The sequence below is a fragment of the Streptomyces sp. NBC_00483 genome (genome assembly GCF_036013745.1).
Lineage (GTDB): Bacteria > Actinomycetota > Actinomycetes > Streptomycetales > Streptomycetaceae > Streptomyces.
Genome location: NZ_CP107880.1, coordinates 7106906 through 7127390, shown reverse-complemented (window position 1 = coordinate 7127390; position 20485 = coordinate 7106906). Strand labels below are relative to the sequence as shown.

The 20485-nt window shown below is 70.9% G+C and carries 18 protein-coding genes; 9 read left to right on the top strand and 9 right to left on the bottom strand.

Annotated elements, in window-relative coordinates; all coding sequences use genetic code 11:
* Window positions 1-3 precede the first annotated feature (3 nt).
* The 7 genes from OHA73_RS32035 to OHA73_RS32005 are packed head-to-tail and all read left to right on the top strand — an operon-like array spanning window position 4 to window position 6233.
* Window positions 4-858 (top strand): PaaX family transcriptional regulator, encoded by an 855-nt coding sequence (locus OHA73_RS32035; RefSeq protein WP_327656754.1) that lies wholly within the window; start codon window positions 4-6, stop codon window positions 856-858.
* Window positions 859-916: 58 nt separating this feature from the next.
* Window positions 917-1798, top strand: a complete 882-nt coding sequence (locus OHA73_RS32030) for a sulfotransferase family protein (RefSeq protein WP_327656753.1) — start codon at window positions 917-919, stop codon at window positions 1796-1798.
* On the top strand, window positions 1795-2274 hold the full coding sequence (locus OHA73_RS32025) for a hypothetical protein (RefSeq protein WP_327656752.1): 480 nt from the start codon (window positions 1795-1797) through the stop codon (window positions 2272-2274). The genes OHA73_RS32030 and OHA73_RS32025 overlap by 4 nt, the downstream gene beginning before the upstream one ends.
* On the top strand, window positions 2271-3518 hold the full coding sequence (locus tag OHA73_RS32020) for a glycosyltransferase family 4 protein (protein WP_327656751.1): 1248 nt from the start codon (window positions 2271-2273) through the stop codon (window positions 3516-3518). Before OHA73_RS32025 ends, OHA73_RS32020 begins: the two co-directional genes overlap by 4 nt.
* Window positions 3515-4072: an adenylyl-sulfate kinase gene (cysC, locus tag OHA73_RS32015; RefSeq protein WP_266715049.1), complete on the top strand. Its 558-nt coding sequence runs from the start codon at window positions 3515-3517 to the stop codon at window positions 4070-4072. The genes OHA73_RS32020 and cysC overlap by 4 nt, the downstream gene beginning before the upstream one ends.
* 35 nt (window positions 4073-4107) lie before the next feature.
* Window positions 4108-5022: a sulfate adenylyltransferase subunit CysD gene (gene cysD, locus OHA73_RS32010; protein WP_327658562.1), complete on the top strand. Its 915-nt coding sequence runs from the start codon at window positions 4108-4110 to the stop codon at window positions 5020-5022.
* A 2-nt stretch (window positions 5023-5024) separates the two neighbouring features.
* A complete protein-coding gene (locus OHA73_RS32005; RefSeq protein WP_327656750.1) occupies window positions 5025-6233 on the top strand; it encodes a sulfate adenylyltransferase subunit 1 in 1209 nt (402 codons plus the stop codon).
* Window positions 6234-6245: 12 nt separating this feature from the next.
* Here the strand turns inward: OHA73_RS32005 and OHA73_RS32000 are convergent, their stop codons facing one another.
* Both OHA73_RS32000 and OHA73_RS31995 read right to left on the bottom strand, forming a co-directional pair.
* Window positions 6246-6587 (bottom strand): VOC family protein, encoded by a 342-nt coding sequence (locus OHA73_RS32000; RefSeq protein ID WP_327656749.1) that lies wholly within the window; start codon window positions 6585-6587, stop codon window positions 6246-6248.
* A gap of 71 nt (window positions 6588-6658) precedes the next feature.
* A complete protein-coding gene (locus OHA73_RS31995; protein ID WP_327656748.1) occupies window positions 6659-7465 on the bottom strand; it encodes an enoyl-CoA hydratase/isomerase family protein in 807 nt (268 codons plus the stop codon).
* A 94-nt stretch (window positions 7466-7559) separates the two neighbouring features.
* Between OHA73_RS31995 and OHA73_RS31990 the strand changes: the two genes are divergently transcribed.
* Window positions 7560-8225, top strand: coding sequence for a TetR/AcrR family transcriptional regulator (locus OHA73_RS31990; protein ID WP_327656747.1), 666 nt, complete (start codon window positions 7560-7562; stop codon window positions 8223-8225).
* 125 nt (window positions 8226-8350) lie between these two features.
* Here the strand turns inward: OHA73_RS31990 and OHA73_RS31985 are convergent, their stop codons facing one another.
* On the bottom strand, window positions 8351-10639 hold the full coding sequence (locus OHA73_RS31985) for a bifunctional salicylyl-CoA 5-hydroxylase/oxidoreductase (protein ID WP_327656746.1): 2289 nt from the start codon (window positions 10637-10639) through the stop codon (window positions 8351-8353).
* A gap of 7 nt (window positions 10640-10646) precedes the next feature.
* Complete coding sequence (locus OHA73_RS31980) at window positions 10647-11477, bottom strand: enoyl-CoA hydratase family protein (RefSeq protein ID WP_327656745.1); 831 nt, start codon at window positions 11475-11477, stop codon at window positions 10647-10649.
* A 287-nt stretch (window positions 11478-11764) separates the two neighbouring features.
* On the opposite strand from OHA73_RS31980, the gene OHA73_RS31975 reads away from it, so the two are divergent.
* Window positions 11765-12223, top strand: coding sequence for an ATP-binding protein (locus OHA73_RS31975; RefSeq protein WP_266715042.1), 459 nt, complete (start codon window positions 11765-11767; stop codon window positions 12221-12223).
* On the opposite strand, the gene OHA73_RS31970 is transcribed toward OHA73_RS31975, so the two are convergent.
* The 5 genes from OHA73_RS31970 to OHA73_RS31950 all read right to left on the bottom strand — a co-directional run bounded on the left by OHA73_RS31970 (window position 12183) and on the right by OHA73_RS31950 (window position 20387).
* Window positions 12183-13679 carry an amino acid permease gene (locus tag OHA73_RS31970; protein WP_327656744.1) on the bottom strand — a complete coding sequence of 499 codons (1497 nt, stop codon included), beginning with the start codon at window positions 13677-13679 and terminating at the stop codon, window positions 12183-12185. The genes OHA73_RS31975 and OHA73_RS31970 overlap by 41 nt on opposite strands.
* A gap of 120 nt (window positions 13680-13799) precedes the next feature.
* Window positions 13800-14795 carry an ornithine carbamoyltransferase gene (argF, locus tag OHA73_RS31965; protein ID WP_327656743.1) on the bottom strand — a complete coding sequence of 332 codons (996 nt, stop codon included), beginning with the start codon at window positions 14793-14795 and terminating at the stop codon, window positions 13800-13802.
* 69 nt (window positions 14796-14864) lie between these two features.
* The gene (locus OHA73_RS31960) at window positions 14865-16109 is read right to left on the bottom strand and encodes an arginine deiminase (protein ID WP_267068875.1); all 1245 of its coding nucleotides are present in this window, start codon (window positions 16107-16109) and stop codon (window positions 14865-14867) included.
* A gap of 220 nt (window positions 16110-16329) precedes the next feature.
* Window positions 16330-18888 carry a polynucleotide kinase-phosphatase gene (locus OHA73_RS31955; protein ID WP_327656742.1) on the bottom strand — a complete coding sequence of 853 codons (2559 nt, stop codon included), beginning with the start codon at window positions 18886-18888 and terminating at the stop codon, window positions 16330-16332.
* On the bottom strand, window positions 18885-20387 hold the full coding sequence (locus OHA73_RS31950; RefSeq protein WP_327656741.1) for a 3' terminal RNA ribose 2'-O-methyltransferase Hen1: 1503 nt from the start codon (window positions 20385-20387) through the stop codon (window positions 18885-18887). Before OHA73_RS31950 ends, OHA73_RS31955 begins: the two co-directional genes overlap by 4 nt.
* Between the last annotated feature and the right edge of the window lie 98 nt (window positions 20388-20485).

Here is a 20485-nt window from a genome sequence, read left to right as displayed (position 1 = left end):
CGCGTGTCCGAGCAGCCCACTTCCCACACCCCCCGCTCCCTCATCGTCACCCTGTACGGCGCCTACGGCCGTGACCTGCCGGGGTCGCTGCCGGTCGCCGAGCTGATCCGGCTGCTCGGCGCGGTCGGCGTCGACGCGCCGTCCGTCCGCTCGGCGGTGTCGCGCCTGAAGCGCCGCGGCCTGCTGCTCCCGGCCCGCACCACCTCCGGTGCGGCCGGCTACGCGCTCTCCGACGACGCCCGCCAGCTCCTCGACGACGGCGACCGCCGCATCTACGGAAGCGGCTCCTCGGCCGACGGCTGGGTGCTCGCCGTCTTCTCCGTGCCGGAGTCCGAGCGCGCCAAGCGGCACGTGCTGCGCTCCACGCTCACCGGCCTCGGCTTCGGGACGGCGGCGCCCGGCGTGTGGCTCGCGCCCCTCGCCGTCTACGAGGAAACCCGGCACACGCTGGAGCGGATCGGCTGCGCCGGGTACGTGGAGCTGTTCCGCGGCGAACACCTGGGCTTCGCCGCGACGGCCGACGCGGTGGCCCAGTGGTGGGACCTCGCCGCCCTCGCCAAGCTCCACGAGGCGTTCCTGGACGAGCACGAGCCGGTACTGCGGGCGTGGGAGACCCGCGAGGACACCCCGTCGCGCGAGGCCTACCGCGACTACCTCCTGGCCCTCGACTCCTGGCGCCACCTCCCGTACGCGGACCCGGGCCTGCCACCGGAACTCCTGCCGGAGGGGTGGCCGGGGGTGCGGGCGGCGGAGGTGTTCCGGGCGCTGGACGGGCGGTTGCGGGGGGCGGGGGCGGAATTCGCGGACGCGCCGGGGGCGGGGCCAGGGTCGGGGTCCGCTTCGGCTTCGGCTCGCTAAGGGAACCCTCAGGTTCTTCCACGGCTCCTCTCAGAGAGCCTGTTTAGCGTCGGTTCGCATGAGTCTGATGGGCAACATGAACCGGGCGCTGACCGCCACCACCGGCCTCCAGGTGCGCCGTGCGCCCAAGGGGCCCGCCCCTGTGCAAAAGGTGGCGGCGCCGGCGCGGCGGGCCGTTCCGGAGTATCGATGTACCGACGACCCGGGGACGGACCGGCTGCTCAGCCGGCCCGTGTTCATCATGTCTCCGGTGCGTTCGGGCTCGACCCTGCTGCGGATGCTGCTCGACGCGCACCCCCGGCTGCACGCCCCGCACGAGCTGCACATCCGGCGCCTCGAGGTCGACTACGGCAGCAAGCTGTCGCGGCGCGCCATGGACGCCCTCGACCTGAGCCGCGGCGACCTGGAGCACCTGCTGTGGGACCGCGTCCTGCACCGTGAACTCACCAGGTCCGGCAAGGACTTCATCGTCGAGAAGACACCCAGCAACGCCTTCGCCTACCAGCGGATCCGCGACTGCTGGCCCGATGCCAGATTCGTGTTCCTGCTGCGTCACCCCGTCTCCATCGCCCAGTCCTGGCACGAGGGCGACCCCGAGAAGCGCACGTACGACGAGGCCTGCGCGGACGCGCTGCGCTACATGAAGGCCGTCGACAACGCCCGCAAGGGCATCACCGGCGGCCACACCCTGCGCTACGAGGAGATCACGGCCGATCCGGAGGGGAGGATGCGCGCCTTGTGCACCTTCCTCGGGGTCGACTTCGAGCCGTCGATGCTGGAGTACGGCGCCCGCGACGAGACGCAGGTCCAGAAGGGGCTCGGCGACTGGCGGGACAAGATCCGCAGCGGCAGCGTGCAGGCGGGGCGCGAGCTACCGAAGGACGACGAGATCCCCGAGGTGCTGCGTCCCATCTGCAAGGCGTGGGGGTACCTGAAGTGAAGCCCCGGGCCGAGGTCGAGGAAGTGTGGCCACGGGACGGGCGGATCGGGATCGTCGGGCGGCTGGTCGGACTGGGCGCGGGGGCCGGTGGCGCGTGGCAGCTGACGGTGACTCGACGGTCGCACGTCGGTCAAGTGCTGTGCTACGACGCCGAGTTGAACGGTGAGCGGTTCAACTGCGCGTGGGACGTGGCCGATCTCGCCGCGTACGACGACGGGTTCAGCGGCGCCGACCAGTGGGATCTGCATCTGACGGACGGGCGGCGGACGTTGCGCGTCGGGCGGCGGCTCGACGACATCCGCGGCAAGAAGGCGATCTACGTCTATCCGCGGCAGGCGGTGCCGGGGGCGGGGTTCGACGTACGGCCGTACTTCACCGTCGAGGACAACTTGTCGCTGGAGTGCCGCGCACTGTCGCCGGAGCGCCGGGCCCTGTCGCTGGAGAGCCGCGCCCTGTCGCCGGAGCGCCGCGCATGAGGGACACCCGCATCCGGTACCTGCTGCTGCACGCCTACGGGCGCGGCGGCACCATCCGCACCGTCTTCAACCAGGCCAACTCCCTTGCCGCGGCCGGCTGGGACGTCGAGATCGTCAGCGCCGTGCGGCGGCGCGAGGCGCTTCAGTTCCCGCTGGACGAGCGGGTGCCGGTGACGACGGTCGTCGATCTGCGCGAGAGTGCCGCCCCCGAGGCCACGGAGCCGGGGCTCGGCGGCTGGTGGCGTGCGCGGCGGCGCGACAAGCTGGCCGCGAGCCCCGCCCGCGAGATCCCGCGCGGCGAGTTCGGCCACCGCTACTTCGACCGGCGACTCGAACTCGCCCTCGGCGACTACCTGCGCTCGCTCACCGACGGCGTGCTCGTCACGACGCGCCCCGGCCTGAACTTCCTCGCCGCCGCGCACGCCACGAACGGCGTGGTGCGGGTGGCGCAGGAGCACATGAACCACGGCACGCACCGCCCCGACGTGCAGCGGCGCATCGTCGAGACGTACGAGTGCTTCTCGGCCGTCGCCGTACTGACCGAGCGCGACCGGAGCGAGTACGCGCGGCTGCTGCCCGCCGCGCGGGTCGTACGGATCCCGAACGCCGTGCACTCCCTCGACCAGGTCCCGGCGAACCACGCCTCCAAGATCGTGGTCGCGGCCGGCAGGCTCTTCCCGCAGAAGGGCTTCGACCTGCTGATCCCCGCGTGGGCGAAGCTCGCCCGGGAGTTCCCCGACTGGCAACTGCGCATCTACGGCAGCGGCGAGAAGAAGGCGCAGCTGCGGGCCCTGATCGAGGAGCACCACCTCTACAACCACGTCCTGTTGATGGGCCACACCGACCGGCTCGACGACGAGCTCGCCAAGTCCTCGCTGTATGTGCTGAGTTCACGCTTCGAGGGGCTGCCGATGGTGATGATCGAGGCGATGGCGCACGCCCTCCCTGTGGTCTCCTTCGACTGCCCCACGGGCCCCGCCGACGTGCTCACGCACGGCGTGGACGGGCTGCTCGTGCCGGAGCAGGACCCGGATGCCCTCGCCGACGCGCTCGTCCGGCTCATGGGCGACCGCGAGCTGCGCGCGGAGATGGGCACGGCGGCGCTGCTCACGGCGGCCGCCTACGGGCCCGACGCGGTGCACCCGCGGTGGGAGGCCCTCTTCACCGAACTGACCGAATCCGATTCCTCCGACTCCGATGAGCTGCGGCCCGCGTCCGGCGCCGCGGAAGGACTGCACGTATGACCACGGCCACGAAGGCCCGCCCGCAAGGGGCCACGATCTGGCTCACCGGGCTGCCCAGTTCAGGCAAGACGACCGTGGCGCGCGCCCTCGCGGGGCAGCTGCGCGCGGAGGGCCGGCGCGTCGAGGTGCTCGACGGCGACGAGATCCGCCGTTTCCTGTCGGCGGGCCTCGGCTTCAGCCGCGAGGACCGGAACACGAACGTGCAGCGCATCGGCCTCGTCGCCGAAGTCCTCGCCCGCAACGGGGTGTTCGCCGTCGTCCCGGTCATCGCTCCGTACGCCGACAGCCGCGAGGCGGTCCGCAAGCGGCACGCCTCCAGCGACACCCCGTACGTCGAGGTGCATGTCGCGACGCCGGTCGAGGTGTGCAGCGAGCGCGACGTGAAGGGCCTGTACGCGCGTCAGGCCGCGGGCCAGCTGACGGGGCTGACCGGGGTGGACGACCCGTACGAGCCTCCGGTCGACCCGGACCTGGCCCTGGAGACGCAGTTCCAGACGCCGCAGCAGTCGGCGGGTTCGGTGCGGGCGGTGCTGGTGGCGAGGGGTTTGCTGTGAGCGACTTCCGTTACGCGCCGAGCCACTCGGACGACCTGAACGCTTATGAACTCAGCTATGAACTCAGCCACTTGGACGCTCTGGAGTCCGAGGCGGTGCACATCCTGCGCGAGGTGGCGGGCGAGTTCGAGCGGCCGGTGATCCTCTTCTCCGGCGGCAAGGACTCGATCCTGATGCTGCATCTGGCGCTGAAGGCGTTCGCGCCCGCGCCGGTGCCGTTCCCGCTGCTGCACGTCGACACGGGGCACAACTTCCCCGAGGTCATCGCGTACCGGGACCGTGTGGTCGCCGCACATGGGCTGACACTCCATGTGGCGTCCGTACAGGACTACATCGACCGGGGTGTGCTCCGCGAACGCCCCGACGGGACCCGCAATCCGCTTCAGACGGTGCCGCTGACGGAGACCATCCGGGACGAACGCTTCGACGCCGTGTTCGGCGGCGGCCGCCGCGACGAGGAGAAGGCGCGGGCGAAGGAGCGGGTGTTCTCACTGCGGGACGAGTTCTCGCAGTGGGACCCGCGCCGCCAACGCCCCGAACTGTGGCAGCTGTACAACGGCCGCCACGCACCCGGCGAGCACGTCCGCGTCTTCCCTCTCTCCAACTGGACCGAGCTGGACGTCTGGCAGTACATCGCGCGGGAGCGGATCGAGCTGCCGGAGATCTACTTCGCGCACCGCCGCGAGGTGTTCGACCGGGGCGGCATGTGGCTGACGGCCGGTGCGTGGGGCGGCCCGAAGGAGGGCGAGCACGTCGAGAAGCGACTCGTCCGCTACCGCACGGTCGGCGACATGTCCTGCACCGGCGCCGTCGACTCCGACGCCGAGACGCTCGACCAGGTGATCGCGGAGATCGCGGCCTCCCGACTCACCGAACGAGGCGCCACCCGCGCCGACGACAAGCTGTCAGAGGCGGCCATGGAAGACCGCAAGCGCGAAGGGTACTTCTAGAGATGTCTGTTTCCACGATCGCCGACGTCGGTACGTTGCGGCTCGCCACGGCCGGGTCCGTCGACGACGGCAAGTCCACGCTCGTCGGCCGCCTGCTGCACGATTCCAAGTCGGTTCTGGCCGACCAGCTGGAGTCGATCTCCCGCACGGGAACCCCCGACCTGGCGCTCCTCACGGACGGGCTGCGGGCCGAACGCGAGCAGGGCATCACGATCGACGTCGCGTACCGCTACTTCGCGACGCCGCGTCGCCGTTTCATCCTGGCGGACACGCCGGGCCACGTGCAGTACACGCGGAACATGGTGACGGGCGCCTCGACGGCGGAGCTGACGATCATCCTGGTCGATGCCAGGAACGGGGTCGTCGAGCAGACCCGCAGGCATGCGGCGATCGCCGCGCTGTTGCGGGTCCCGCATGTGGTCCTGGCGGTGAACAAGATGGACCTCGTCGGGTACGAGGAGTCCGCGTTCGGCGCGATCACGGAGGCGTTCGCGGCGCTTGCGGACGAGTTGGGGATTCCGGAGGTGACCGCGATCCCGATCTCGGCGCTCGCGGGCGACAACGTCGTGGACCCGTCCGAGCGCATGGACTGGTACGGCGGGCCGACGGTCCTGGAACACCTGGAGACGGTCCCGGCGACGGCCGAATCCCCGTCGGCGCCTGCCCGCTTCCCGGTCCAGTACGTGATCCGGCACGGAGAATCCCGCTACTACGCGGGCCAGTTGGTATCGGGAACACTCCGGGTCGGCTCCACCGTTACGGTGCACCCCTCGGGCCGTACGTCGACGATCGCGGGGCTGGACGTACTGGGCACGGAGGTGACGGAAGCGCACGCGGGGGCCTCGCTCACGGTGCGCCTCTCGGACGAACTCGACGTGGCACGCGGCGACTTGATCGCGTCGAGCACCGACCGGGCGCCGACGGTGACGCAGGATGTGCGGGGTTCGGTGTGCCATGTGGCGGACCGGGCGCTGCGGGTCGGCCAGCGCGTCCTGGTGCGCCACACGACCCGCACGGTGCGCGGGATCGTCAAGTCGCTTGGCGGAGCGCATGAGTTGACCGCGAACGACCTCGGGTCGGTGGTGCTGCGGACGGCCGAGCCGTTGGTACTCGACGCGTACGCGGAGGTGCGTCGCACGGGATCGTTCCTCTTGGTCGACCCGTCGGACGGAACGACGCTGACGGCGGGTATGACGGATCTGTCTCCCTGACGGGGCGGCCGCTCAGGAGCCGACGTATTCGTACACGCCCCCGTGGGGGTGACGAAGCACCGCACGATGGCCATTGGGGGTGGGCTGCGCCGGCCTTACCACGGTGGCCCCGGCCGCCACGGCTTCCTCAACTGCCGTGTCCAGGTCGGCGACCACGAGAGTGGCCCCGACTCCGGCGACCCGTCGCACCGCTTCGTCGGGCCCGCTGAACAGGAGAAAGGGACCGACGCTCGCCAGATCCACCCCGGCGAAGGCGAAGCGGGCGGCTGTCCCGCCGGTCAGCCTCTCGTAGAAGGTGATGGCCGCGTCCAGGTCGTCGACACACTGTCGTGTGATCACTGAGTCGATCTTCATCGTCGTTGCCGTAGCTCCTCGTAGGGTGCGTCTCTGCTGGTGTCGGCGGGGGGTGCGGCAACGCCAGGGCCCTAATTGCCACTGCTCGCGAGGAGCTGCGTCGCGTATCCGCTACGCAGCTCCTCGGTGATCCGGCGTCGCCAAGGGCGGCTGATCAGCGCATGGGTGAGCCGACGGGTAGTGCGGGGCGCAGCCATGATTGTTTCTGCGACTCGGCGGGCCTGGTCCATCAGTTGATCCCTCGGCAGCACCTCGTTGACCAGCCCCCATTGCAGTGCGGTCGCGGAATCGATCCCCCCGCCCGTGTAGGCGAGGTGGGCGGCACGCTTGGTGCCGAGCAGCTCCTCCAGGGCGAGGTACATGCCGTCGCCGGGCACCGACCCTGCGGCGAAATTCCCGTCGGCGATCACCACATCGTCGGCGCACAGGGTGACGTCGCACATCAGGGCCAGTTCCTGGCGTGGACCGGGTCCGTTCAGTACCCCGATGGTCGGTACGTCGACGCCCAGGACCAGCCCCTCAAGGAGTCGCGCCCCGTCGGAATACTGCTCGTACAGCAGGTCGCTGGACCACTGTGACAACGGTTGTGCGAACGACTGCGGATCGACCCCGGCCATCCACTGTCGGCCCGTCCCGGTAATGATCAGGACCTCGTTGTCCGGGTCCGCGCCGGCTTCCGAGAGCACTCTGCCCCAAGCGTTCAGCAGCGCACGCGAGAAGACCGCCGGTCCACCGTCGGTGTGCATGCGGATCTCGATGACCCCCGAGTCCCGGTGGATGTCGAAGTGTTCGGCGAACGTGGCCTTGTACCGCTTCAGGGCCGGGCGTTCCACGAAGCCGCCGAGAAGCCTGTCGCGATCATCCAGCGCATCGGGCATCGGGCATCGAACCTTTCGATCGGCAAGAGCCTGGCGCCTTCACTGTGCCATATTAAGTGGGGTCAGACCCCACTTAATGAGGAGGCGGGAAAGAATGCAGCCGGCGAACGAGGAACGTGCGGGCGACGGCCGCCCCGTGCGTGCCGATGCCCGGATCAGCCGCGAGCGGATCGTGGCCTCCGCCGGTCAACTGTTCTCCGCAGAAGGTGTGTTGGTGTCCCTGGAGCGGATTGCCCGGCACGCCGGGGTGGGCTCGGCGACGCTGCATCGCCACTTTCAGGGGCGAGGCGCACTTGCCGTCGCGGTGATGGACGAGCGGGTCCAGGCCCTGTGCACACGAGCGCGCCGGCTCTCGGCCGAGTTCGAACCCGGGCAGGCCCTTGAGGTGTGGCTACGGGCGGTCGTGGCGCACAACAACACGTTCCGTGGCCTTGCCACGCTGCTGTCCGAGGAACTTGCCGAGCCCGGACATCATGTGGAAGCACGGCATGACGAGGTGCGCGCGGCGGGCGGAGAGCTTCTGCATCAGGCGCAGCAGGCGGGCGGAGCCCGGAGCGGCATCACGATCTCGGATCTCCTCAACCTGGCCAACGGGATCGCGGTTGCCACCGAGCGCGTGCCGGACCGGGAGAGGCAGGCCGACCATCTGCTCGACGTCGTGATCACCGGCGTACGGCCCCGCACCGACGCGGCCGGAGCCCCCGGAGGGGGCGGGCGGGTGGGAGATGGGCGAGGAAACGCGGCCGGGACGCCGGCATAAGCGCAACCACCGGCGCCGGTGCCGGTGCCGGTGCCGCGCAACGGGAGCGAGTGGCCCCGACACCCCGGGCCGCCGAACCCCCGGTACCGCCCAACCGTCGCCATGGGCGCCCACCGATCACCCGGTCACCCTGGCAGCACCAGCCTCGGCTTAGGCGCATCCAGCCGACCCGTCTGGGGCCGCCGGGACCCCGCACCGTACTGCTGGGGCCACACCACCCCCGGCCCCGCATACCCCTGTTCCGCCGCCGCGTGGAGCGTCCAGTTCGGGTCGTACAGGTGCGGGCGGGCCAGCGCACACAGGTCCGTACGGCCTGCCAGGACAAGGGAGTTGACGTCGTCCCACGACGAGATCGCGCCGACCGCGACGACCGGGACACCGGCCTCCGCCCGGATCCGGTCCGCGTACGGCACCTGGTAGGAGCGCCCGAACGCGGGCCGCTCGTCCGAGACGACCTGCCCCGTGGACACGTCGATCGCGTCGGCTCCGTGCGCGGCGAAGGCACGGGCGATCGCCACGGCCTCCTCCGCGCTGGTGCCGCCCTCCACCCAGTCCGTGGCCGAGATCCGCACCGTCATCGGGCGGTCGTCCGGCCACACTTCGCGTACGGCGTCGAAGACTTCGAGCGGGAACCGCAGCCGACCCTCCAGCGAGCCGCCGTACGCGTCCGTGCGCCGGTTCGTCAGCGGGGAGAGGAAGCCGGAGAGAAGGTACCCGTGCGCGCAGTGGAGTTCGAGGAGGTCGAAGCCCGCGTCCGCCGCGTTCCGTGCCGCAACCACGAACTGCTCACGCACATCCGCCAGTTCGGCCACCGCCAACTCGCGCGGCAGCTGGCTGTCCGGCCGGTAGCGGAGCGCGGACGCCGCGACCAGCGGCCAGTTGTCGTCCGCCGCCGGGAGCGGCTCGTCCATGCCCTCCCACATGAGGCGCGTGGAACCCTTCCGCCCCGAGTGGCCGAGCTGCACCCCGATCGCCGTGCCGGGTGACTGCGTGTGGACGAAGTCCGTGATCCTGCGCCAGGACGCCGCCTGTTCGGGTGCGTACAGGCCCGCGCAGCCCGGCGTGATGCGGCCCTCCGGGCTCACGCACACCATCTCCGTCATGACGAGACCGGCGCCCCCGAGCGCCCGCGCCCCCAGGTGCACGAGGTGGAAGTCGCCCGGCACCCCGTCCACCGCCGAGTACATGTCCATCGGCGAGACCACGACCCGGTTGCGCAGCTCCAGGCCACCGAGCCGGAACGGCGTGAACATCGGCGGCGTGCCCTCGGGGCAGCCGAACTCCCGCTCCACCGCCTCCGTGAACCCCGCGTCCCGCAGCCGCAGATTCTCGTGCGTCACCCGGCGCGAGCGCGTGAGCAGGTTGAACGCGAACTGGCGCGGCGGCTGGTCGAGATAGCGGCCCAGCTCCTCGAACCACTGGAGGCTGGCCCGCGCCGCCCGCTGCGTCGACGCCACGACGGGCCTGCGCTCCTCCTCGTACGCGGCCAGCGCCGCATCGGTCGTCGGCTGCTCGGTCAGGCACGCGGCGAGCGCGAGCGCGTCCTCGACGGCGAGCTTCGTACCGGAGCCGATGGAGAAGTGCGCAGTGTGCGCGGCGTCGCCGATGAGCACGCAATTCTCGTGCGACCAGCGGTCGTTGACGACAGTCCGGAAAGTCGCCCACGAGGAGTTGTTGGTCCTCAGAGCCCGGCCGCCCAGCGCGTCCTTGAAGATTTTCGCGCAGGCCTCGATCGATTCGCGTACGTCCATGTCGGCGAAGCCTGCCGCTCGCCACACTTCCTCGCGCATCTCCACGATCACCGTGGACCCACCCTCGCTGAACGGGTATCCGTGCAGCTGCATCACGCCGTGTTCCGTCTCGGCGATGTCGAAGCGGAAGGCGTCGAAGGCGAAGTCGGCGGCGAGCCAGATGTAGCGGTTGCGGTGTTCCTCGATGTGCGGCCCGAACGCGTCGGCGTACGTGTCGCGGGTCTTGCTGTGCACCCCGTCGGCGGCGATGACCAGGTCGTACGCCTCGCGGAGTGCGGCGATCGGCGGCGCCTCCTCCTGGAAGCGCAGGTCCACGCCGAGTTCGCGGCAGCGGCTGTGCAGGATCTCCAGGAGGCGGCGGCGGCCGAGCGCCGCGAAACCGTGGCCCGTCGAGGTGTGACGCTGCCCCCTGTGCACGATGTCGATGTCGTCCCAGCGTACGAACTCGTCCTGGAGCGCCCGGTAGACCACCGGGTCGGCGTGCTCGATGCCGCCGAGGGTCTCGTCGGACAGGACGACGCCGAAGCCGAACGTGTCGTCCGGGGCGTTCCGCTCCCAGACCGTGATCTCCCGGTCCGGGTCGAGGCGCTTGAGGAGGGCGGCGGCGTACAGGCCGCCGGGGCCGCCTCCGATGACGGCGATGCGCCGGGCGCGTACGGTCATTCGCCGGTCACCGCCCCTGCCACTTCGGCGGGCGCTTGTCGGTGAACGCCGCGTGGAACTCGGCGTAGTCCTCACCGTGCATGAGCAGCGCCTGTGTGGCCGCGTCCATCTCGATGGCCCCGGCGAGGGGCATGTCCAGCTCCGCCGTCAGGAGCGCCTTCGTCTGCGCGTACGCGAGCGCGGGCCCCTCGGCGAGGCGCCGGCCGAGGGCGAGCGCGGCCTCGTCGGCCCGGCCCTCGTCGGTCAGCTCGCTGATCAGGCCGATGCGCTCGGCCTCGGGCGCGCGGACCGCGTCGCCGAGCATCAGGAGGCGGGTGGCGTGGCCGAGGCCGACGACGCGGGGCAGCAGATAGGCCGCGCCCATGTCGCCGCCGGAAAGCCCGACCTTCGTGAACAGGAACGCGAAGCGGGCACTGGGGTCGGCGACGCGGAAGTCGGAGGCGAGCGCCAGGACCGCGCCCGCGCCTGCCGCGACCCCGTGCACGGCGGCGATCACCGGGAACGGGGCCTCGCGCACGGCCCGTACGACCTGCCCGGTCATCCGGTTGAAGTCGAGGATCTGCGCGGTGTCCATGGAGAGCGTGGCGCCGATGATCTCGTCGACGTCGCCTCCGGAGCAGAAGCCGCGGCCCTCGCCGGTGAGGACGAGGGCGCGCACGGATTTCTCGCGGGACAGCTCGGCGAGGAGGTCGCGCAGGTCGGCGTAGGCGCCGAAGGTGAGCGCGTTGAGCTTCTCGGGGCGGGCGAACGTGACGGTGGCGACGCCGCTCTCGTCCACGGCGTACGTCAGGTGCTGCCAGGAGTCGGTGCGCGGGGTGGAGCCGGTGAAGGGACTCATGCGATGCCTCCGGCGGGTGGCGGGCGTGGCGTGCCGAGGAGGGGCCAGGGCTCTTGCGGCGGATCCTGCTGGCCCTGGACCCGTCGACCGTATCACCGCATCGTGACCGCCGTCACGAGTGCGCGATACCAGGAAAGGGTCGGACGTCCCGAGCTGCACCGACGGGAGCCTCTTTCGCCCCACGCCGTACCATTCATAAGGTTGAACGCAGGACAGTCCCCCTTGAGCCCGTTCCTCCGAGCCCGCCCCCGAGCCGCATACGCGCCCTCCGCCCCCAGGATTCCGCCGTGACTCCCTTCTCCGGTCCCCCTACGCCCACGTCGTGGCGCATAGCCCTACCGCACACGGCCGCGGCCGTGCCGGTCGCGCGCGCCCTCGTGCGGACCGCGCTGTCCGAGATCGAATCACCGGCCGCGGACGCGGACACGGCGGAGCTGCTGACGGCGGAGCTGGTGGCGAACGCGGTGGAGCACACGACCGGGGAGACGCCGATCGAGCTGGTCGTGGAGCTGCTCGACTCCGGCTGTCAGGTCGAGGTGCACGACACGGACCCGGCGCCGCCCACCGACCTCACCAATCCCGAGGACGACGGGCCGCCCGACCCCTGGCAGGAGCACGGCCGCGGCCTGCTGCTCATCCGCACGCTCAGCTCGTCGTGCGGGCACCGCCCCACCGATTCCGGCAAGGCGGTGTGGTTCACGCTTCCTACCGCGGTGCCGGCGCAGCGTCCGGCGTCCGAGGCGTAGCCCCGCCCTCGCCACCGCCACCGTCGCCGTCGCCGTCGCCATCGCCGTCGCCGTCGCCGAGCCGCGAGTTGCGGCGGCCGTACAGCGCGTACACGAGCGCGCCCACGACGAGGAACACCGCGAACTGGACCCAGGTCGTCCAGCCCGTGCCCCAGATCAGGTAGAGGCAGAAGCCGACACCCAGGATCGGGCTGACCGGGTACAGCGGCACCCGGAACGAGCGCTTCAGACCGGGGTGCGAGCGGCGCAGCGCGATCACCGCGATGTTCACGACGACCATGGTGGCGAGCGTGCCGATGGTGGTCAGGTTGACGACGGCGTCGAGCGAGGAGAACGCGGCCGGGATCGCGAAGACGGTCGCGACGATCCACGTGTTGGCGACCGGCGTGTGCGTCTTCGGGGAGACCCGCTCGAAGACCCGCGGGATCAGCCCGTCGCGGGACATCGACATCAGGATCCGGGTCTGCCCGTACATCACCGCGAGCACGACCGAGGCGATGGCGACGACCGCGCCGAAGGCGATGATGCCGCCGCCGACAGCCGACCCGGTGACCTGGTCGACGACGAGGGAGAGCGCGGCCGGCTTGTCCCCGACGGCGTCCGCGCCGAGCGCGCCGATGGCGGCGACGGCCACGGCGACGTAGAGCAGCGTGACGATGCCGATGCAGATCAGGATCGCGAGCGGGATGTTGCGCCGCGGGTTCTTGACCTCTTCGCCGGCCGTGGTGACCGCGTCGAAGCCGATGTACGAGAAGAAGGCGAGCGAGGCGCCGGAGGTGACACCGGCCATGCCGTCCTTCAGGAACGGGGTCAGATTGCCGGCCTCGAAGGCGGAGTAGGCGATCGCGCAGAACACGATCAGGATGCCGATCTTGAGCACGGCCATCGCGGCGGTCGCCCCCGCGCTCTCCCGGATCCCGCGGACCAGCAGGGCCGCGGCCATCAGCATCACGAGCACGGCGGGCAGGTTGATCACGCCACCGTCGGCGGGCCCGGCGGAGAGAGCCTCGGGGAGCTGCCAGCCGAAGACGCTGTCGAGCAGCTCGTTCAGATACTGGCTCCAGCCGACGGCCACGGCCGACACCGAGACGCCGTACTCCAGGAGCAGGCACCAGCCCACGAGGAAGGCGACGCGCTCGCCGAGGGTCGCGTAGGCGAAGGAGTACGAGGAACCGGAGACCGGGATCGCGCCGCCCAGCTCGGCGAAGGAGAACGCCGTGAAGATGCAGGTGATCGCGGCGAGGACGAAGGAGAGGATGACGGCGGGGCCGGCCTCGGCGACCGTGTCGGACAGGCCGACGAAGATGCCGGTGCCGACGATCGCGCCGACGCCGAAGCACACGAGCTGGAAGAGCCCCATGGTGCGCTTGAGGCCGTGGCCTTCGAGGTCGGCGCCCGATTCGGCGATGAGGGACTCGGGCGACTTGATGCGCAGGCCGGACGGGGTCGGCGGCATGGGGTGGTGCTCTTTTCTGGTGTGCGGGTGCGGCGGGGTGGGCCGCATGCCGGTGGGGTCGGAGAGGGTGTTCCGGCCCCACCAGTTTGAACGGTTACTCAGTGAATGCGCGGTTTGTCGCTACCGGCCGAGCGTCGCGACCATGATGGCCTTGATGGTGTGCATCCGGTTCTCCGCCTCGTCGAAGACGACGGAGTGCTCCGACTCGAAGACCTCGTCGGTGACCTCGAGGGACTCCAGGCCGTACTTGGCGTGGATCTCGCGGCCGACCTTGGTGCCCAGGTCGTGGAAGGCGGGGAGGCAGTGCAGGAACTTCACGTCCGCGTTCCCCGTGGCGCGCAGGACGTCCATCGTCACCGCGTACGGCGTGAGCGCCTTGATCCGCTCGTCCCAGATCTCCTCCGGCTCACCCATCGACACCCATACGTCGGTGACCACGAAGTCGGCGCCGGAGACGCCCTCCTCGACGGTCTCGGTGAGCGTGATGCGGGCGCCGCTGGCGGCGGCCAGCTCGCGGGCCTTGGCGACGATCTCCTCGGCCGGCCAGTAGGCCTTCGGCGCGACGATGCGGACGTCCATGCCGAGCAGGGCGCCGGTGACGAGGTACGAGTTGCCCATGTTGAACCGGGCGTCGCCGAGGTACGCGAAGGACATGTCGGTGAGCGGCTTGGCGCTGTGCTCGGTCATCGTGAGCACGTCGGCGAGCATCTGCGTGGGGTGCCAGTCGTCGGTCAGGCCGTTGTAGACCGGCACGCCCGCGTACTCGGCGAGCGTCTCCACGATGGCCTGCTCGTCGCCCCGGAACTCGATGGCGTCGAACATCCGGCCGAGCACGCGGGCGGTGTCCTTGCTCGACTCCTTCTTGCCGATGTGCGAGCCGGCCGGGTCGATGTACGTCGTCGACGCCCCCTGGTCGGCGGCCGCGACCTCGAAGGAGCAGCGCGTACGCGTGGACGCCTTCTCGAAGATCAGCGCAACGTTCCTACCCTTGAGGTGCTGCGTCTCGGTCCCCGCCTTCTTGGCCGCCTTCAGCTCCGCGGCCAGGTCGACCAGGCCTCGGAACTCCTCGGCGGTGAAATCCAGCTCCTTGAGGAAGTGGCGGCCGGTGAGGTTCATTCGGGGGCTCCTGCGCGTGACTCGGGGACGGGGTCGGGACAGTGGAAGTCTATACGATGTTCCACATTTCTATTCATGATATTCCCGGACGGCGTCGCGCTCGACCGGGCAGCTCATGCAGCGCGGGCCGCCGCGCCCCCGCCCCAGCTCGCTGCCCGGGATCTCGATGACCTCGATCCCCTGCTTGCGCAGGAACGTGTTCGTCGTGGCGTTCCGCTCGTACGCGACGACGACACCCGGCTCGACGGCGAGCACATTGCAGCCGTCGTCCCACTGTTCGCGCTCCGCGGCGTGCACGTCCTGTGTCGCGGTCAGCACCCGGATCCCGGGGAGCCCGAGCGCGGCGGCGATCGCCCGGTGCATGTGCTCCGGCGGATGGTCGGTGACCTTCAACTCCGCGCCGGACGAACCCGGTTCGATGGTGTACGAGCGCAGCATGCCGAGCCCCGCGTACTGCGTGAACGTATCGCCGTCGACCATCGTCATGACCGTGTCGAGGTGCATAAAGGCGCGTCTCTTCGGCATGTCGAGGGCGACGATGGTGCGCGCCGAGCCCGCCGCGAACAGCTTGTGCGCGAGCATCTCCACGGCCTGCGGCGTGGTCCGCTCGCTCATCCCGATGAGTACGGCGCCCCGCCCGATGACGAGCACGTCGCCGCCCTCGATGGTCGACGGGAAGTCGGCCTGCCCCTCGGACCAGACGTGGAAGCCGTCCTCCGCGTCCCGGAACAGCGGGTGGTGCCGGTAGATCGCTTCGAAGTGGACGGTCTCACGCTGCCGGGCCGGCCAGCGCATCGCGTTGATGGACACCCCGTCGTAGATCCAGGCCGAGGTGTCGCGGGTGAACAGGTGGTTGGGCAGCGGGCCGAGCAGGAAGTCGTCGAGCTCCATGACGTGGAAGCGCACGGAGGTCGGCTCCGGGTGCGCCGCCAGGAACTCGCGCTTCGTCATCCCGCCGATGAGCGCCTCGGCGAGCTCCGTGGACGGCAGTGTCTCGAAGGCCTCCCGCAGATGGCCGGTGGCCAGCGGGCCGTACTCCTTCTCGTCGAAGACCCGGTCCAGGACGAGGCCGCGGGCGGCGTCGACGTCCAGGGCCTCGGTCAGCAGGTCGCCGAAGAGGTGCACATCGACGCCCCGGTCGCGCAGGACGTCGGCGAACCCGTCGTGCTCCTGGCGGGCCCGGCGGACCCACAGCACGTCGTCGAAGAGCAACTGGTCCTTATTGCTGGGCGTGAGCCGCTTCAGCTCCAGATCGGGCCGATGCAGGATGACTCGGCGCAGGCGGCCGGCCTCGGAGTCGACGTGGAATCCCATGCCCCCATCCTTACCCGCCGCACCGCGGTTGCGCCCCGGGGCTCCGCCCCGGACCCCGCGCCTCAATCGCCGGCGGGGCTTGATAGATCAAGTCCCGCCGGCGGCTGATCGATTCCAGCCCTTGCAGCGGCTGAGCCATTCCAGCCCCGCTTGTGGACGAGAGCCAGCGGGGTCCGGGGCGGAGCCCCGGGGGCGCAAGCACGGGTGACCGCAACAGGCGTCAGAGCCGAGGGTCGACCGGCTCCGACTCCAGTGCCAACACCGCGAACACCGCCTCGTGCACCCGCCACAACGGCTCCCCCTCCGCAAGCCGGTCCAGGGCCTCCAGGCCCAATCCGTACTCACGGATCGCCAACGACCGCTTGTGCCCAAGGAACCGCTGCCGAAGCTTCGCCAGGTTCCCCGGCCGCGTGTACTCCGGCCCGTAAATGATCCGGAGGTACTCGCGCCCGCGGCACTTCACACCCGGCTGCACGAGCCGCCCCTTCGCATCCCGCACCAGCGCCCCGACCGGCTTGACGACCATGCCCTCGCCGCCCCGCCCGGTCATCTCCAGCCACCAGTCGACCCCGGCCCGCACCGACTCGGCGTCCCCCGTGTCGACGTACAGCCGCCGCGTCGTCTGCAACAGCCCCGTCGTATCGTGCGCGACGACCCGGTCGATCAGCGCGAGCTGCTCGTCGTGCGGCAGCCCGGCGAGCGAACGTCCCCGCGCGGCCAGGATCTGGAACGGCGCGAGCCGCACCCCGTCGAGGCCGTCCGTACTCCAGCAGTAGCGTCGGTACGCATCCGTGAACGCGGCGGCGTCGGCCGCCCGACCACGCTGACGCTCCAGCAGATCGCCCACGTCGACGCCCCGCCCGGCCGCCGCCTCCAGCACCCCGAGCGCGCTCGGGAACACGGCACCGGACGCCGCGCCCACCGCCGCGTACTGCGCGCGCAGCAGCCCGGACGCCTTGAGCGACCACGGCATCAACTCGGCGTCGAACAGCACCCAGTCAGTGTCGAGCTCCTCCCAGAGACCGGCGGCGGTGACGGCGTCCCGCACCCGTCCGATGACCGCCTCGGCGGTCTCCGCGTCGTCGAAGAACGGCCGCCCGGTGCGCGTGTAGACCGAACCGGTGACCGGCCCACCGCTCTCCTCGGAGACCCCGAAGCGCTCCCGCGCCGCCTCCGCGTCGCGGCACACCAGCACCACGGCCCGCGAACCCATGTGCTTCTCCTCGCACACGACCCGCTCCACACCGTCGGCCGCGTACTGGGCGAAGGCCTCGGCCGGGTGCTCCAGGTAGCCGTCCTGCGAGGACGTCGCGGTCGGCGCCATCGTCGGCGGCAGATACGGCACCAGCCGCGGGTCGACCGCGAACCGGCTCATGACCTCCAGCGCCGCCGCCGCGTTCTCCTCGCGCACGGTCACCCGGCCCGTGTGCCGCGTCTCCACGCTCCGGCGGCCGTGCACATCGGCGAGGTCCAGCGGCCGCCCCTCGTGCCCGCCCGGCGCCTCGGTCGCCAGCGGCCTGGTCGGCTCGTACCAGACCTGCTCGGCCGGTACGTCGACCAGCTCGCGCTCGGGCCAGCGCAGCGCGGTGAGCTTCCCGCCGAACACGGCGCCGGTGTCGAGGCAGATGGTGTTGTTGAGCCACGTAGCGGTCGGCACCGGGGTGTGGCCGTAGACCACAGCCGCCTGGCCGCGGTACTCCTCCGCCCACGGATAGCGCACCGGCAGCCCGAACTCGTCGGTCTCGCCGGTCGTGTCCCCGTACAGCGCGTGCGAACGGACCCGCCCCGATGTGCGGCCGTGGTACTTCTCGGGCAGCCCGGCGTGACACACGACGAGCTTCCCGCCGTCGAGGACGTAGTGGCTGACCAGCCCCTCGACGAACGTGCGCACCTCCGCGCGGAACTCCTCGCTCTCCCCGCCCAGCTGCTCGACCGTCTCGGCGAGGCCGTGCGTGTGCTGCACGTTGCGCCCCTTCAGCCAACGGCCCAGCTTGTTCTCGTGGTTGCCGGGCACGCACAGCGCGGTGCCGGCCTTCACCATGTCCATCACGCGGCGCAGCACACCGGGTGTGTCGGGGCCGCGGTCGACGAGGTCGCCGACGAAGACGGCGGTCCTGCCCTCGGGGTGTTCCCCGTCCACGTAGCCCAACTTGCCGAGCAGCGTGTCGAGTTCACTGGCGCATCCGTGGATGTCGCCGATGATGTCGAACGGTCCGGTGAGGTGCGTCAGATCGTTGTACCGCTTCTCCCGCACGACGCTCGCGCCCTCGACCTGCTCGACGCCGCGCAGGACGTGCACCTTGCGGAAGCCCTCGCGCTCCAAGTGCTTGAGGGAGCGGCGCAGTTCACGCGTGTGCCGGGTGATGACGCGGCGCGGCATGTCGGCGCGGTCGGTCCGCCCGGCGTTCCGCGCGGCGCACACGTCCTCCGGCACGTCGAGCACGATGGCGATGGGCAGCACGTCGTACTTCCGTGCCAGGTCGACCAGTTGACGGCGAGCGTCCTGCTGGACGTTGGTCGCGTCGACGACGGTCAGACGCCCGGCCGCGAGCCGCTTGCCCGCGATGTAGTGCAGCACGTCGAAGGCGTCACGGCTGGCGCCCTGGTCGTTCTCGTCGTCGGCCACCAGGCCGCGGCAGAAGTCGCTGGAGATCACCTCGGTCGGCTTGAAGTGGGCGCGCGCGAACGTGGACTTGCCCGAGCCGGACGCGCCGACCAGTACGACGAGGGCGAGGTCGGTGACGGGCAGCACGCGCCCTGTGGTGTCGGTGGTGGTCATACGGCCTTCGCCCCCTTCTCGTTCCTGGCTGCGGTCTCTGTCGTGGCTGCGCTGCCTGCGGTCTTGGTCGTCGTGAACACCGCCATCTGCGTCGGCGGCCCCACCTCCGGGTCGTCGTCCCCCACCGGCACGTACCGCACGGCGTACCCGTGCCGCGTGGCGACCCGCTCCGCCCAGTCGCGGAACTCGGCCCGCGTCCACTCGAACCGGTGGTCGCCGTGCCGGGCGAGCCCCTCGGGCAGGGACTCCCAGCGGACGTTGTACTCGACGTTCGGCGTGGTCACGACGACCGCCCGGGGCCGCGCCGAACCGAACACCGCGTACTCGAGCGCGGGCAGCCGCGGCAGGTCGAGGTGCTCGATGACCTCGCTGAGCACCGCGGCGTCGTACCCCTTGAGCCGCTTGTCGGTGTACGCGAGCGAGCCCTGCATGAGCTGTACGCGGGAGGCCTGCCGCTCGCCCATCCGCTCCAGCTTCAGCCGCCGGGACGCGACGGTGAGCGCACGCATCGACACGTCGACGCCCACGATCTCGGTGAACCGCACGTCCTTCAGCAGCTCCTGCACCAACTGGCCCTGCCCACAGCCCAGATCGAGCACCCTGGCAGCGCCGGACTCCCGGAGCGCGGCGAGGATCGCCTCCCGGCGCCGCACCGCCAGCGGCACGGGACGCTCCTCGGTGTCGCTCTCCTCGTCCACGGCGTTGTCGATCTCGTCGATATCCGTGTCGTCGGCGTCCGCGAGCCTGGCCAGTTCGAGGCGCTCCATGGCCTGCCGAGTCAGCGACCAGCGCCGCGACAGATAGCGGCCGACGATCAGCTTCTGCTCGGGGTGCTCGGGCAGCCACCCGTCCCCGGCGCGCAGCAGCTTGTCGACCTCGTCGGCCGAGACCCAGTAGTGCTTGGCGTCGTCGAGCACCGGCAGCAGCACATACAGGTGCCGCAGCGCATGCGCGAGCCGCAACTCGCCCTCAAGGACGAGCCGCACGTAACGCGAGTCGCCCCACTCCGGGAACTGCTCGTCCAGCGGCACGGCCGTCACCTCGACCGTCCACCCCAGCGGCTCGAACAGCTTCCGTACGAGGTCGGGCCCGCCGCGCGCCGGCAGCGCGGGCACCTCGATGCGCAGCGGCAGCGCCTGCTCGGCGCGCTCCGGGCGGGCCTTGCACACGCCGCGCAGCGCGCTGGAGAACACGTTGCTCAACGCGACGGACAGCAGCGACGACGCGGCGTAGGGCCGGTCGTTGACGTACTGCGCGAGCGCCGCGTCGGGAGCGCCGCCCCGCCCCTTGCCTCTGCCCCGCCGGGCCAGCGCCACGGGGTCCACTTCCAGCAGCAGCGCGGCCGTGCACCGCTCGTCGCCGGCCTCGGGGTAGAGGACGTGCGCGGTGCCGTGCGCCGTGCTGAAGGCCTGGGCGTTCGCTGGATGCTTGTGCAGCAGAAAGCCCAGGTCGGTGGCCGGATTCGCGGCATTGCCGGTGGTCGAGATCGTCAAAAGCACACGGCCGAGTATGGCTCCGACCCCGCGCTCCCCACCATGGGTTTTCGCCCGCTCGACGACGCCCGCATCATCGAAGCGCGCACCCCTGACCTGCATGA

Excerpts from the sequence above, each read along its gene's own strand:
- OHA73_RS31980 (WP_327656745.1), bottom strand. The coding sequence starts at position 11,477 with ATGAGTCCCTTCACCGGCTCCACCCCGCGCACCGACTCCTGGCAGCAC.
- OHA73_RS32030 (WP_327656753.1), top strand. The coding sequence starts at position 917 with ATGAGTCTGATGGGCAACATGAACCGGGCGCTGACCGCCACCACCGGC.
- OHA73_RS31990 (WP_327656747.1), top strand. The coding sequence starts at position 7,560 with ATGCAGCCGGCGAACGAGGAACGTGCGGGCGACGGCCGCCCCGTGCGT.
- OHA73_RS31985 (WP_327656746.1), bottom strand. The coding sequence starts at position 10,639 with ATGACCGTACGCGCCCGGCGCATCGCCGTCATCGGAGGCGGCCCCGGC.
- OHA73_RS31970 (WP_327656744.1), bottom strand. The coding sequence starts at position 13,679 with ATGCCGCCGACCCCGTCCGGCCTGCGCATCAAGTCGCCCGAGTCCCTC.
- argF (WP_327656743.1), bottom strand. The coding sequence starts at position 14,795 with ATGAACCTCACCGGCCGCCACTTCCTCAAGGAGCTGGATTTCACCGCC.
- cysC (WP_266715049.1), top strand. The coding sequence starts at position 3,515 with ATGACCACGGCCACGAAGGCCCGCCCGCAAGGGGCCACGATCTGGCTC.
- OHA73_RS32020 (WP_327656751.1), top strand. The coding sequence starts at position 2,271 with ATGAGGGACACCCGCATCCGGTACCTGCTGCTGCACGCCTACGGGCGC.
- OHA73_RS31995 (WP_327656748.1), bottom strand. The coding sequence starts at position 7,465 with ATGCCCGATGCGCTGGATGATCGCGACAGGCTTCTCGGCGGCTTCGTG.
- OHA73_RS32000 (WP_327656749.1), bottom strand. The coding sequence starts at position 6,587 with ATGAAGATCGACTCAGTGATCACACGACAGTGTGTCGACGACCTGGAC.
- OHA73_RS32005 (WP_327656750.1), top strand. The coding sequence starts at position 5,025 with ATGTCTGTTTCCACGATCGCCGACGTCGGTACGTTGCGGCTCGCCACG.
- OHA73_RS31960 (WP_267068875.1), bottom strand. The coding sequence starts at position 16,109 with ATGGGATTCCACGTCGACTCCGAGGCCGGCCGCCTGCGCCGAGTCATC.
- OHA73_RS31955 (WP_327656742.1), bottom strand. The coding sequence starts at position 18,888 with ATGACCACCACCGACACCACAGGGCGCGTGCTGCCCGTCACCGACCTC.